10 protein-coding genes are annotated in these 14,688 nt (G+C 40.8%); all 10 read right to left on the reverse strand.

Annotated features, from left to right (window positions below):
* Positions 1–86: 86 nt before the first annotated feature.
* Positions 87–5,918 carry a ZmpA/ZmpB/ZmpC family metallo-endopeptidase gene (locus JQ841_RS02660; RefSeq protein ID WP_203180041.1) on the reverse strand — a complete coding sequence of 1,944 codons (5,832 nt, stop codon included), beginning with the start codon at positions 5,916–5,918 and terminating at the stop codon, positions 87–89.
* 2 nt (positions 5,919–5,920) lie between these two features.
* Positions 5,921–6,484 (reverse strand): TIGR01440 family protein, encoded by a 564-nt coding sequence (locus JQ841_RS02665; protein WP_203180042.1) that lies wholly within the window; start codon positions 6,482–6,484, stop codon positions 5,921–5,923.
* A 114-nt stretch (positions 6,485–6,598) separates the two neighbouring features.
* The gene (locus JQ841_RS02670; RefSeq protein ID WP_203180043.1) at positions 6,599–8,290 is read right to left on the reverse strand and encodes a cache domain-containing sensor histidine kinase; all 1,692 of its coding nucleotides are present in this window, start codon (positions 8,288–8,290) and stop codon (positions 6,599–6,601) included.
* Complete coding sequence (locus JQ841_RS02675; protein ID WP_203180044.1) at positions 8,287–9,024, reverse strand: response regulator transcription factor; 738 nt, start codon at positions 9,022–9,024, stop codon at positions 8,287–8,289. Before JQ841_RS02675 ends, JQ841_RS02670 begins: the two co-directional genes overlap by 4 nt.
* Before the next feature lie 70 nt (positions 9,025–9,094).
* The gene (msrB, locus tag JQ841_RS02680; protein WP_203180045.1) at positions 9,095–10,207 is read right to left on the reverse strand and encodes a peptide-methionine (R)-S-oxide reductase MsrB; all 1,113 of its coding nucleotides are present in this window, start codon (positions 10,205–10,207) and stop codon (positions 9,095–9,097) included.
* Positions 10,208–10,216: 9 nt separating this feature from the next.
* Positions 10,217–10,780 (reverse strand): redoxin family protein, encoded by a 564-nt coding sequence (locus JQ841_RS02685; protein WP_203180046.1) that lies wholly within the window; start codon positions 10,778–10,780, stop codon positions 10,217–10,219.
* Positions 10,781–10,793: 13 nt separating this feature from the next.
* A complete protein-coding gene (gene ccdA2, locus JQ841_RS02690) occupies positions 10,794–11,504 on the reverse strand; it encodes a thiol-disulfide oxidoreductase-associated membrane protein CcdA2 (protein WP_203180047.1) in 711 nt (236 codons plus the stop codon).
* 165 nt (positions 11,505–11,669) lie between these two features.
* Complete coding sequence (locus JQ841_RS02695; RefSeq protein WP_203180093.1) at positions 11,670–12,218, reverse strand: GNAT family N-acetyltransferase; 549 nt, start codon at positions 12,216–12,218, stop codon at positions 11,670–11,672.
* 107 nt (positions 12,219–12,325) lie between these two features.
* Complete coding sequence (nadE, locus tag JQ841_RS02700; protein ID WP_203180048.1) at positions 12,326–13,150, reverse strand: ammonia-dependent NAD(+) synthetase; 825 nt, start codon at positions 13,148–13,150, stop codon at positions 12,326–12,328.
* On the reverse strand, positions 13,147–14,607 hold the full coding sequence (locus JQ841_RS02705) for a nicotinate phosphoribosyltransferase (protein WP_203180049.1): 1,461 nt from the start codon (positions 14,605–14,607) through the stop codon (positions 13,147–13,149). The genes nadE and JQ841_RS02705 overlap by 4 nt, the downstream gene beginning before the upstream one ends.
* Positions 14,608–14,688 lie beyond the last annotated feature (81 nt).

Genomic DNA, 14,688 nt, shown 5'->3' on the forward strand with positions numbered 1-14,688 from the left:
CTTAAATTAATTGTCTAACTTTTTGGGGTCAGTACAACTTGCCTCTCCTTTTTGATATTAAGTCAGTCCCTTCAGGACTAATAAAATTACTTAAAGATTGAAGTTTTAAAGCTGTTTGTTTGTTGAAGAAGTTTTTTGTATAGTTTCTCTTTAAGTGATACAGTATTATCAAACTTAACTGAACCATTTTTAAGAGTAGCTTTATCTTTTTCAACGGCTGCAGCAAATGCATTCTTCAATTCGTCATAACTACTGTATGTAGTACCGTCGATTGTAACAGGGTTAAATCCTGCTTTCGCTTTATCCACAACTTCTTTGAAGTATGCTTTCTTCCAAGCTTCTAGAGAAGTAAATTTACCATCAGAAACTTTCTTAATGATGAAGTCGTCACCTAAAGTAGCGTTACCAGCTTTTTTAGATTCAGCTTTTAACATATTTGAAGCGTAGTTTAGGAAGCCTTTTTCATATCCATAGTAACCCCACATACGGAAGGTGTTATGTTTGAATGACATTGAGCCAGGAGCTCCTTCACTTGTATTACCACCATAAATACCTGCAGTGATAGGCACTGTTACATAGGCAGTTCCAAATCCAGTTGGGTCATATGTAGCATTACCAGGACCATGTTTTGTCATGAAGTTTTTCTCTACTAAATCATTAACAGAATTCAACTCATATTCTTTTTCTGTTGCATTCAGATCACGAACTACATCATATTGATTCTTCGTATTCGCTCCACGTAGTTTTTTATCCACTTTCTTGAACCAAGCGTTGTTTAGTTCTTTATCGTGTTTATCAAGAACGGCTTCACCTTCTAGATAATCAAGAAGCATGAGCGTATCATTGAAACCTTTCATGTAATGATCGATCTCTTCTCGAGATGCAAGGTCATTTGGATTAGTGTTATACCATTGGTTTCCGTTATTTGGACGTTCATAGGCCATGTTTAATCCTAATGCTTTAAAGTCACCGTTTGGACTTGATTCAGCAGGAGATTGTAACATACCTTGTGCAAATGCCTCTAAGTCAGTACCTTCACGATGTCCTGAACCTCCTAAATAAACCATACGGTCATTTACGTGAGTTGTTTCGTGAGTAAAGGCTGAAATACCAAAGTCACTAATCATATCTGTCACCATGAAGAAAACAGAATCATCTTTATATGGTTTAGGATAAACACGAGCTACCGCTCCCATTCGTCCATCTGTTGCATGATAACGACCTGTTGGTCCATATAATTCACGTACTGGCGCAACATCTTTACCACTAGCAGTGTGTCCGTATTTATCTGTGCTGATTCCTTTATAGTTTTGGTTATCTAACACAGGAGTTGGTACCATATTGTTGCTCTTAAGCAGTTGGTTACGAACTTTATCCAATGATAAGCGTGACCAGAAGTCTAGGTAATTTTGTTGACCTTTAGCGACTTTATTGATTTCAGCTTTGAATGCTTCACGCTCAGCTTCAGTATACTTACCATATTTCTCAAATGAGCTATATGCCATAGTGTTATATGTTGAGATTAAGAACATATGTGCATCTTTTAGGTTCAGAAGGGGAAGAATCATCTTACCGTGAACATCGTTATTTAATCCTTCATAAGCTCTGTGTTTCTTATCTGCGAATGCAGGATTTGTAGTTGTTGGTTCAACGACATATACATTATCTTTAGTTGCTTTAATGAACCAATCGTTTAAGTCTGTGTCACTTGTGAAGAGTTCCATATTGTATTTCAAGAACTCATGTAAATTACCTTTACCAGTAGCACCAGCGATCACTTCACGGTATGCATCGTGAGTACGGTCACCTTTTACATTGTTTTCTTTAGAACCAATATTGATGATTCTATCTAAGACACTAACATTCTTACCGTAGAAGTCAGGTTTGAATAACATTAACTCTTTAATGTTAAAGTCATCGAATTTAACTCCGTAGTAACGGTTGAGGTAAGACAAACCAAGAAGAACTGCAGCTTTATTGTCATCAATTTTCTTAATCAAGGCACGTTTTGCAGCTTCATCTGTGTTCAGTTGGTGATCTTCATTTTCCACTAACTTCGTAACGAATTGATTAAGATTATCTTTAACATACTTGAAGCTTTCTTCTAAGTAAAGGTTCTTAATTGCGTTAACTTTTCCGTCACCATTTTTTCCAAATAATTTATAAACATCATCAGATTGCAATTCAACTGGACTCAATTTACTTTCGATAGCACTGATCAAATCGGCACGATCTTTAACAACCCTATTTGGTGTGTAAACAATATCACCTAAATCGTTAATACTATATTCACGAACTGGTTGAACCTTCGATTCTTTTTGTGTAATAGCTTTAATTTCTTTTGTCTTATCTGCATAATGGATCATAATGTGATCAGCATCTGTAAGGTCTGTGACAAAGTCATTTCCTTTCATAGCAGTAACAGACAAAACTTCTGTAGTTAATAATTTAGAACCAGCAGGAATCTTATTACCTTGGTTAACAATCCATTCTTTATTATAGAATGGTTGAAGTTTTTCAATGTTTCGGTAAGCAAGCTCACGCGATGCGTCGTAGTCATCAATATTTTTATATTGATCAGCCTTACTTACAATGTTGTTCAGTTTATCTTCAACAGGAAGTGTGCTTTCGAATTTATCGGCAGTGATTCCCATTGCTTCAATTTTTTTATTTGCTTCGTCTTGTGAAATTCCTTTCCATTTATTAGAAAGTTTATAAGATTGAAGCCCTTCACTAACATCATTAACAGTAAAGTTTGTATTTCTTACCCAATCAGCACCAAAATATTTATCGTCATTTAAATCTTTGGAACCGTATAGAATCTCTCCACCATTCTTAACTTTCATCATTGTTACATTGTTTTCAACAAGTCCCCATGACCAGTTAGAATGTACTAATCCACCAACTTCAATCGGTTTTTTAATATCGATAGTTCCTTTAGCAACTGAATTCTTCAAGAATCCTTTTTGTCCAACATCTCGTGGATCTGTACCATGATTTACTTTAGCAACAATTCCACCAAAACGAGCAGCCTCTCCAGTAACGTCCGCTTCAACATAGCCCTTATCAACGTTACTTCTCCAGTTTTCACTTACTAGACCACCAGCCCAGTTTCCTTTATCACCGGAAATATGAAGTTTACCGATAAAAGCAACATTTGTCATTGTACTTTCGTCTAATTTATTCACCATACCAGTAATATCATTTCCAGCAGAAACTTTACCTGTGACTTTAATATTCTCGATATTTCCACGTTTTACAACATTTGCCAATGGAGCAACATTATTTGCCCAAGGCATTTCAATATTGACGTTTTCTAATTGTAGGTCTTTTACTGAACCACCTTCGATGTTCCCAAATAATGGTCTAGTAATATTATGAATCGCAAAATGATTTCCTTCCGTACTTGATAATGTACCTTTGAATAAATTGGTTACATAAGATTTTCCTGCTGGTTTAACGTTGGCAGCATTGATATTGCTACCAAGCTTAAAGGTACCAGTCGGTTCTTTTTGCATATCTTCAATTAATTCTTTGAAGTTATAGTATACATTACCTTCTTTTGCTTTTTGTTTTTCAAAGTAATGAACATACTCTTCGTTAAGCGTGTTGTCAGCATTCCGTTGAATCAAATCAGGTGCTTTGGCAGTGACTTTGTATAAAGTTTTTCCGTCTTTTTCTACTTCTTCAATCTTGTCAACAGCCAGTCTTGTTATTTTATTGTCATGAGTGGTCACTCGTAAATAAAGCGGGGCAACATCAGCTGGTTTTGCTGTCAATAAACTAGTGTCTGTTTCGTTACCCTCAGCGTCCACACTCATCAAGCTTGTTTCTTTGATATTTTTAATTTCAACTTTTTTGAGGTCAATTCTTAGCGGTTCTTCTTTCAGAACTTCTTCCTCATCACCCTCACCACGGTCATAAACCATCTTCGTTTCAAGTTTATAATCCTTGTAGTACTGTAAATCTGTCAGGGTAGTTGTCAAGTCATCTGGTGAAATATTCAATGTCTTCACAATCTCATCACCTTTTTTCAGAGTTAGGGTGATAGATTTAATGGCTGCCTTACTTGGATTTTCTAGACTGTACTTAACATCTGAAGTACGCTTCAAATCCTTAGATTCAACTGCTGTGATGGTCAATACTGGTTTTTCAAAGCTCTTGGTACCACGTTTCAAAATTTTATCTTGAGGTGCCTCAAGGATTTCCTCTGTAACTTTTGGAGCGTCCTCTGTTTTAATTCCCTTAATGGTATTAAAGGTCTTGGTGATTTTTTTCTGACCTTCTTTACCTTCTTGAGCTACAACTTCTAAGCCTTTTTTCAGTTGATCATCTTCTTTAACAACTTCCTTAAATGGAATCTTTTCAAGACTTTCTTCTACAAGAGTTCCTTCAATTGGTTTTGTCCCACGACTTACCTGTTGGTTTACAGGTTCCTTGGTTACTTCTGTACTAGCTGAAAGAACTTGGTCAGTTTTAACACCTTCTACTGTTTTATAAGTTGTTTTAGTAACTTGACTACCTTTTTCACCATTTCTTACGATAGTTTCTTCGTCCGTATACTTGGTTGGATCCTCAATCGTTTCAGTTTTGTAGTCTAGGTCTGTAGACGATGTTTCAACAAGGGTTCCCTCAGTTACTTTGTACTCTGGTAACTGTTCTTGTACAAGAGCTTGACCTGCTTTACCTTCCTCTTGTGTACCTTTTACTTCTACTGGAGCCTCTGGTAATTCGGGTTGCGTTAGAGATTGTCCTGCCTTACCGTCTTCTTGAGTTCCTTTGGCTTCTACTGGAGCCTCTGGCAATTCAGGTTGCGTTAAGGATTGTCCTGTCTTACCTTCTTCTTGTGTACCTTTAGCTACTTGGCGACTTGGTTCAGCTTGTGGCACTGGAGTTGGAGCAGGTTGCACCGATTTCTTAGTTCCTAATGCAACAACTTGAGAAACAGGATTTTGAACCACTTGGTCTTCAACGACTTCTCTAACCTCTTGACCATTGACCATCGATACTTTAGTTAAAAGACGACGCTGACCCTTTACTCCAGCTGTGACGATACGAGTCTGTCCTTCTGCTAGATTCGCATCTGGGCTTGTGATTGTTTCAAAAGGAATCTCCACCAAGCTCTCTTCCTGTCTTGTCTGAGGCTTCTCAGAAACTGGTTTTGCTTCAACCGCAGGAGCGACTGGAGTCTCTACTACAGGATTCTCAACGATAGTTTCTGAAGCAACAGCAGGTCTTTCTTGAACGACTTCAGTTTTCTCGATTTCTTTTGAACTTTTCTTTTCGACTGGCAACTGAGGCTGTTCAGCTGAAGCTGGTCTTGATGGATGGAGTTCTGCTTCCTTGAAGTATCCAATGTACTCATAGCCATCAATGTGGATAATCCCTTCAGCCAAGCCTTCATGTGTAGAGGATGAAATAGTTTGGTTATAAGAAAGCAATTCCTTGTTTTCAAACGCAAATGTTCCATAAGGTACAAAGGTGCTGGCTCCTAAAGAACCAATCAAGAGAACACCTAGGACTTCTTTGCGACCTTTTTTGGACACCAAAAAGACTGCTAGTGAGGCCGTTGCCAAACCAAGACCTGCCAAGGCTAGCTCCTTACTTCCTGTGTAAGGAAGTTGTTGATTGGTAGTTGCCTTCTTACGATAAACTACATAAAGAATATCTTCATCTTGAAATTCTGTTGGAACCTCATGATGAATCAGGGCTTTTTCAGACTCGGTCAATTCCTGCTCCGCCAAATAACGGTAATGAACGCTATGAGCTCCACCAACTTCATTGGCATGCACTTTATCTACTGAAAGGGTACTGGCACCAAAAAGGAAGGCACCAATGGCTACAGGACCTACCCCAACAGTTAGCTTACGAATGGAATATTTGGTGATTTTTTCTAGTTGTTGTTTTGTTTTTTTCATTCTTACGACTTTCTAATAGAATCTTGCGGATAATGCGCACGCGCACCTCCAATTAATTTTGGACGACTAGCAAGAGCCGTTACATGGGCATGCCCAATTTCTCTCAAAAGAGGGCGAATCGGAACCTGAACATGCTTGACATGCATACCAATTGCAGTGTCTCCGATATCCAATCCAGCATGAGCCTTGATAAATTCAACCTCAACTGGATCTTGCATAAACTTGAAGGCTGCCAACTGACCTGACCCTCCTGCATGAAGGGTAGGAAGGACACTGACGATTTCCAGACCAAACTGCTCTGCAACCTGACGTTCAACAACGAGAGCCCGATTGACATGTTCACAACCTTGAACAGCTAGATGAATTTCTTTTTCCTCTAGGATATCTAGAATGGTCTTCACAATGATTTCCCCAATTTCTTGGCTGGATTCCTTGCCAATCTGACCACCTATCACCTCACTAGAAGAGAGGCCCAAAACAAAGATGGATCCCTGCTTCAAATTGGCCTTTTCCAATACATCTTCTACAATCTGGCTTGTTTCTCTTTGAATGTCTTTTTCCTTCATACTTGATACCTCTTTTGTCATTATCTATCATATCGTTTTTTCTACTTTTTAGCAAGATAGACAACCTAGAAAGCTTGCCCAATTACGCATAAAACTCCCAGAATTGACTGGGAGTTAGCTAGTTTCTATTCTATTTATGTATATTTCAACTGTCGTACCTTTTGAGGGAATAGAATCAATCTTCATTTGGTAATGTTTTCCAAAGTGAAGTTTGAGCCGTTGATCAACATTTTGAAGACCAACTCCCCCACGTTTTAGCTGACTTTGACTACTATCGCTAGCATCTTGGAAGCCCACTCCATCATCCTCAATACGGATGACCAATCCTGAATCCTGTTTCTGAACAGAAACTCTAATATGTCCCTGACCTTCCTTTTCCTTAATGCCATGGTAAAGAGCATTCTCTACAAGAGGTTGTAGGACCAGCTTGGGCAAGACTAGCTTATCAAAGGCAGGATTTTCATCAATCTCATATTCCAGCTTATCTCCATAACGTTGCTTTTGGATAAAGAGATACTGGCGGACATGATTGATTTCGTCAGAGAGACAAATCAAGTCCTTGCCCTGATTGAGCGCCAAGCGGAAATAAGTCGCTAAGGACTTAGTCACCTGAACCACGCGCTGACTATCCTGAAATTCAGCCATCCAAATGATGGTGTCCAAGGTATTATAAAGGAAATGCGGATTAATCTGACTCGATAGGGCTTGAAGTTGGTACTGACGGGTCGTTTCTTCCTGCCTGCGAATATCCGCCATCAGCTGATCAATCTGATCCAACATGGCATTGAACTGACGAGTCACTTCTCTCAGTTCATGGGCACCAGTTTCCTTGGCACGAAGATTCTGATTACCAGAAGCAATCTCCAGCATGGTTTCTCTCAAGTCATTCAGAGGAGCAATCCAACGTTTAAGACTAATCCACACCAAGCAGAGACAGGCAAGAAGAGATGTGAAACTGGCTCCAAGCAAGGTCCACAAGAGCTGACTCCGAACCTGGTCTAACTTCTCCAATGAAGACACTCCTATAACCGTCCAATCAGTTCCTGCAATCTGTTCCTGACTGACGTAGGATTTATGGCCAGGAGTATAGCCCTGACCTGTCTCGATGTAGGGTTTCATAGCCTCCATTTCGCTAGATGAACTATAAACTGTGTGTTGAGGATGGTAGACAAATTCATGGTTTTCATTGATGATAAAGGCAAAACCCTGCTGACCCAACTGAAGTTGGTTAAGATAGGCTTCCAAAGTTTCATAGGAAATATCCAAGCGAAGTACGCCAAGATTAGCCCCCTTTGCATCAACAAGTTCCTGAGTAACAGAAATGACCCACTGACTATCTGATTTACGAGCTGGTGTTAAAACTGGTTTAGCCCCCTGATGAATGGCCTTTTGGTACCAATCCTCAGCCATCATATCTGAGGAGGTTTTCATTTGCACACTATCATCTGTAGAAATGACCTGACCGGATTTGGTTACCAGAACTACAGCTTTCAAGTCCTGGTCTGCCTTTAAGATAGTCAAAAACAAATCTCGGATTCCCTTGACCTTGTCTTGACTGGGATTCTCAGCATAGGCTAAGAGATCCATCTGCTGGGTCAAACTGGTAGAGGTGGTTTCTAATTTTTTGATATAAGACTGAATAAAGTGGCTAGTCTGGCTGATGGTTGTTTGGCTATTACCTTCAATAGTAGCCTCAATGGCAGAGGAACTAGATTGATAGTAGAAAGTCCCAACTACAGCTAGGAGAATGAGAAAGACCAGAAAGATGGAAATAACCATTCTGACTAAAAGAGAAGAACGCTTCATCGGCCTTCTCCCTTCTTAAACTGACGAGGTGTCACACCTGCAATCTGCTTAAAGCGTTGGGTAAAATAGTTCATGTCTTCAAAGCCAACCTTTTCGGCTATCTCGTAAATCTTTAAATCTGTGGTCAAGAGTAAGAGTTTGGCTTGTTTGACACGCTCTCTTACCAGATAATCCTGAAAAGGCAGGCCCAACTCTTTCTTAATCAAGGAACTCAGATAAGTCGGACTAAAGCCCAAGTCATTTGCTAAAGACTTTAAACTAAACTGGCTATCAGCCAGATGGGACTGGATTTTCTGAGCCATATTTCCCTCAAACTTATCAGTCAATAGATCTTGTAACTGCTCTTCTTTCTCTTCTTTGTCCAACTTTTGCTTGATTTTCCCCAACATTTCCTCAATATCCTGACGAGAAAAGGGCTTAAGCAGGTAGTCATCTACACCTAGTTTGACAGCAGACAAGGCATAATCAAAATCATCGTATCCTGTCAAAAAAACTAGATGCACCTGAGGGTAGGTTTCTCGGACCAGACTGGCTAACTGGATGCCATTTAGCTGAGGCATGTTGATATCAGTTAAAATGATATCTGGCGCCTGCTTTTGTATAAATTCCCAAGCCTGCCTTCCATTTTCAGCCTGACCGATGATTTCCATATCGTAGGCTGCTACATTGACCAGCTTGGTCAAGCCTTGTCTTACCAGATATTCATCTTCTACGATTAAGATTGTGTAGGTCATGCTCTACTCCTTTGTCAATTACTAGTATCAGTATAGCAAAATTCTCCTCTAACTGCTTAGGAAAGACTTCTTAATCGACATAATCTAGTAAATAAGCATAGCCTTTTTCTTCCATTTGGTCTTTAGGAATAAAGCGAATAGAGAGACTATTGATACAGTAGCGCAAGCCACCCTTGTCCTGAGGCCCATCTGTAAAGACATGGCCAAGGTGAGAATCTCCAACTCGACTCCGCACTTCCATGCGTGTCATATTGTAGGACTTATCTTCTTTGTAAGTAGCAACATCTGGACTGATTGGTTGGGTGAAACTAGGCCAGCCGCAACCAGACTCAAACTTGTCCTTTGATGAAAAGAGGGGTTCGCCAGTGGCGACATCTACATAAATACCAGATTCAAATTTATCCCAGTAGCGGTTTGAGAAAGCCCGTTCTGTTTGATTTTTCTGGGTAACTGCATACTCCTCAGGTGACAAGGTCTTTTTCAATTCTTCATCGCTTGGTTTAGGATATTTGCTGGCATCGATAACGGGGTAGGCAGCCTGATTGACATTGATATGGCAGTAGCCATTTGGATTTTTCTTGAGGTAGTCTTGATGATAATCCTCAGCCACCACAAAATTCTTCAAGTTCTCCTTCTCAACTGCCAAAGGTTGGTCGTATTTCTTAGCCACCTCATCAAATACTTGGTTAATTACCTCCAAATCCTTTTCATCTGTGTAATAAACACCGGTACGGTACTGGGTCCCCACATCATTTCCTTGTTTATTTTTGCTGGTTGGATTGATAATGCGGAAATAATGAAGCAGGATTTCCTTGAGGGAAATTTGATTAGCATCATAGGTGACATGGACGGTTTCCGCATGTCCAGTTTGGTTAATCAATTCATACTTGGTTGTTTCCCCTCTACCGTTCGCATAGCCTGAAACGGCATCTGTCACTCCAGGCACGCGTGAGAAGTATTCCTCCACTCCCCAGAAACAGCCTCCAGCTAGATAAATTTCGTGCAAATCTGCATCTTTACTCACTTCTGTTTTTTTCACTGTTTTTCCTCCTTGGCTAACTGACGCTTTCTCAATTTGCGAGCTATCTGTCTGCCCTGCATTTCGCATCAATAGAAAATAGAAACCGCTTATGGCTAGGAAAAAAATCCCTGCCAAGACAAAAAGTTTTACTTTATCATTCATGACCTTTCTTTACCCCATTTCTTTCAATTCTTTTAAAATCATATCCTTATCCATAAAACCTGGTTGCGTTTTGACTAGCTTACCTTCCTTGTCTATAAAGGCTTGAGTTGGATAAGAACGGACACCATAACTTTCCAAAAGTTTGCCTGATGGATCAATTAGAACTGGGAAATTTTTATAATCCAAACCCTTGTACCAATTCTTAAAGTCCGCTTCTGCTTGTTCTCCTTTGTGTCCAGGAGAGACCACTGTCAAGACAACATAATCATCACCAGCATCTTTAGCAATTTCATCCGTATCTGGAAGACTGGCTAGACAGATGGAACACCAAGACGCCCAGAATTTGAGATAGACTTTCTTTCCCTTGTAATCAGACAAGCGGTAGGTCTTGCCATCTACTCCCATCAGTTCAAAATCACCAACCGCCTGACCTTTAGTCGCAGTTTGCGCACTGACTTGTTCTGTTTTTGTTTGCTCCTTCATAGTAGATTCGTCTGATATATTTTTAGCCGAACAGGCTGCCAAACAACAGATTGAGCCTACTCCAAGGAGACATGTTTGCCATTTTTTCATTTCTTTTTCCTCTCTATTCAAATAATGTAGTCAAAATGGAAGCATTTCCCAAAAGCACCAAGATTCCCATCACGATAATGAGGAAACCACCCACTTTTTTGAGGGTTCCTAGATAAGGATGAAGTTTTCGGAAATGTTTTAAAACATAGCTGGAGGCTAGAGCTAGAACCAAAAATGGTAGCGCCAAACCCAGCGTGTAAATCAACATGAGACCAGCTCCCTGCCAAGCACCTGAGCCACCTGAAGCCGCTAAAGCCAAAACAGAGCCAAGAACCGGCCCCACACAAGGCGTCCAAGCAAAACTAAAGGTCAAGCCCAGTAAAAATGCCTGACTATAGCCCTTACCCTTTTGCACCTGTCTCTGTAATTGTAGCCTTCTTTCCTTGTAAAGTCCCTGAAAATGTAAGACTTCCATCTGGTGCAAACCCAAGAGAATGATAACCGCACCTGTCACATATTGAAACCAAGAGGCGTACAGCAAATCTCCTAAAAAACCAGCTCCATAACCCAGCAAGATAAAAACAAAAGAAATACCCGCTATAAAGGCCAGAGTTCGCAATAAACTAACAACTGAGATTGAAAATTTGCCACTAGAAGCATGAAAACCATCTTTGTCATCCAGTAAGACCCCTGCATAGACCGGTAACAAGGGTAAAATACAAGGAGAAAAGAAGGAAAGAATTCCAGCAAGAAAAACACTGATAAAAAAGATTATATTATCCATTGCCTTCCTCCATTCTTTGATTTGATAGGACTATTATAGCCCCAAAACTCCAGAAAAAACAGGGACAATGATAGGGAAAAATAGGAATTTAATCAGGTTATGTAAAAATGGTACAAAAAAAGCCAGACAAGGTCTGACTTTGATGGAAACTGAAAAGAAATTTTACTAGTCTTCCCTACTTATCTGATAATAAATAAGGTCCGCAAGATAGCCTTTTCGCTCAACCCCATTTACAACAGTCTTTAGATAGGACATTCCAGCCTTCTCCATGACACGGCCTGAAGCTGGATTAAGACTGGCATATCGTGCTCTGACTTTTTGAAAGCCTGCTTGAGTAAAACAAAAGTCTAACACAGCTTTCAAGGCATCCGTCATGATACCATGACCCCAGTAAGCCTTGCCTAGCACATACCCAATCTCACAGCTAGAATCAATCTCATTCATTTCAACGATACTAATATCTCCTATCACTTGCCCTGGGTTTTCTTTGAGACAAATGGCCCATTTGTAATAGTTGGGATTGGTATAGGATGCAACCCAATTTCGAATCGAATTCCGAGTCACCTCAACATCAGGATGAAGATTCCAAGTGACATAGGTCAGATTCTCAGCAGATGAAGCCCAATTCTGAAACATGGCTTCCGCATCACTCTCCACAAACCTTCTCAGAATCAAACGTTCTGTCTGTAATATTTGCGTACCAATAAATTTAATGACGCTACCTCGCTTTCTAAGCTTAAGACAATAAGCTAAAAAGGTCCACCGGACCTCCTTCGCTTTCTTATTTCTATACTCGGGGTAAAAAGGTCCCCCGGACCTTTTTACTCCCAAAAGTCATCAAATACGGTGATGGGTAGGTGGCGTTTGTGTTGGCCTTTGTGCCACCAGTTTTCAATTCTTGTTTGGGCTTCTGGGCTGATTGTTTTGCCTTCTAGGTAGTCGTCAATCTCTTCATAAGTGACTCCGAGGGCTACTTCGTCAGCTAGGCCTGGTTTGTCTTCTTCTAGGTCTGCTGTTGGGATTTTTTCATAAAGGGCTGGGTCTGCACCAAGTTCCTGCAAGAGTTGTTTTCCTTGACGCTTATTGAGGCGGTAAAGAGGGAGAATATCCGCACCACCGTCACCAAACTTGGTAAAGAAACCTGTGATATTTTCCGCAGCATGGTCCGTTCCAATGACCGCTCCGCTATGGGAACCAGCAAGGGCATACTGAGCAATCATACGGCAACGAGCCTTGATATTGCCCTTGTTGAAGTCTGAGACAGGACTACCTGTCGCTTCAACTGCAGCTGTCATGGCATCAGCTGATTCCTTGATATTCACAACCAAGCTGACATCTGGCTGGATAAAGGCAAGGGCTTTTTGAGCATCTGCTTCATCAGCTTGCACTCCATAAGGCAGGCGGACAGCGATAAATTTGTAGCTGTCATCGCCCGTTTCAGCTCGCAGTTCTTCCATAGCTAATTGGGCCAAGCGACCTGCCAAGGTTGAGTCCTGTCCCCCAGAAATCCCTAGTACAAAAGTTTTAAGAAAGGGATGTTTTTTCAGGTATCTTTTTAAGAAATCAATAGAACGACGGATTTCTTCCTGGGCATCAATCACTGGTTTGACACCCAGCTCTTGGATAATCGTTTCTTGCAAACTCATTCTTCTTCTCCTTCACCAAGGGCTTCCTTGCGCATTTTGTCAATCAAGTCCATCTTGTCTTGCCATACATCACGCGCCAAATCTACTGGATAGTGCTGTGGATTAAGCACGCGCTTGTATTCATCCCAAAGCTTGTCAAATTCCTTACGAGCATAATCCTGAATCTCAGTCAAACTAGGCAGGTTGTAAATCAATTTCCCGTCTTTGAAGATGTCCACCAATAGAGGAACAGCATCAAAATTACGAACGGTCTTCTTGATGTAGGTATAAGTCGGATGGAACATCTTTATTTCAGTCATGTCGCTCACATCCACACCGTCATAAGTGATGTAGTCGCCTTCTGACTTGCCTTTTTCACGACTGGTAATGCGCCACACCTGCTTCTTACCTGGCGTAGACACTTTTTCAGCATTATTTGACAGCTTGATGGTATTGCGCATCTGGCCATTTTCATCTTCGATTGCAACAATCTTGTAAACTGCACCAAGAGCTGGCTGGTCATAGGCTGTAATCAGCTTGGTACCCACGCCCCAGACATCAATCTTGGCCTTTTGCATCTTGAGGTTTAGGATGGTATTTTCATCTAAATCATTAGAAGCATAAATCTTAGCCTCTGTAAATCCAGATTCGTCTAATTGCTGACGGACTTTCTTAGAAATGTAGGCAATATCCCCAGAGTCAATCCGCACACCCATAAAGTTAATCTGGTCACCCAGCTCACGCGCCACCTGAATGGCAGCTGGCACACCGATGCGAAGGGTATCATAGGTATCCACAAGAAAGACACAATTTTTGTGGGTCGCAGCATAGGCCTTGAAGGCCTCATAGTCGTTACCATAAACCTGTACCAAAGCATGGGCATGAGTCCCCAAGACAGGGATGTCAAAGAGTTTACCAGCACGCACGTTGCTAGTTCCATTGGCACCACCAATCACCGCTGCGCGTGTTCCCCAAATAGCCGCATCCATTTCTTGAGCCCGACGTGTTCCAAACTCCATCAAAGGTTCATCCTCAATGACTGAACGAATACGGGCTGCCTTGGTAGCTACCAAAGTCTGGTAGTTGACGATGTTCAAAAGGGCCGTTTCAACCAACTGACATTGGGCTAGAGGACCCTCAACTTGCACAATCGGTTCATTAGCAAAGACCAAGTCCCCTTCTTGAGCAGAACGAACGGTCAACTCCAACTTGAAATTGCGGAGATAGTCCAAGAATGCCCCATGATAGCCAAGCGACTCCAAATAGGCAATATCACTATCTGAAAAACGCAAGTCTTCAAGATAACTCACAATTCTTTCCAAACCTGCAAAAACCGCATAGCCATTCTTAAAAGGCTGCTGGCGGAAATACACCTCAAAAACTGCCTTCTTATTGTGAATCCCTTGGTCAAAGTAAACCTGCATCATGTTAATCTGGTACAAGTCCGTGTGCAATGTCAAACTATCATCTGGATACATACTTTTCCTACTTCCTTAACTAGAAACCCATGAAAATTCTCAAAAACTTTCATGTATTCCAATAAATTAGTACTATTATAT

This window comes from Streptococcus mitis, assembly GCF_905187535.1.
GTDB classification, from domain to species: Bacteria; Bacillota; Bacilli; order Lactobacillales; family Streptococcaceae; genus Streptococcus; species Streptococcus mitis_BS.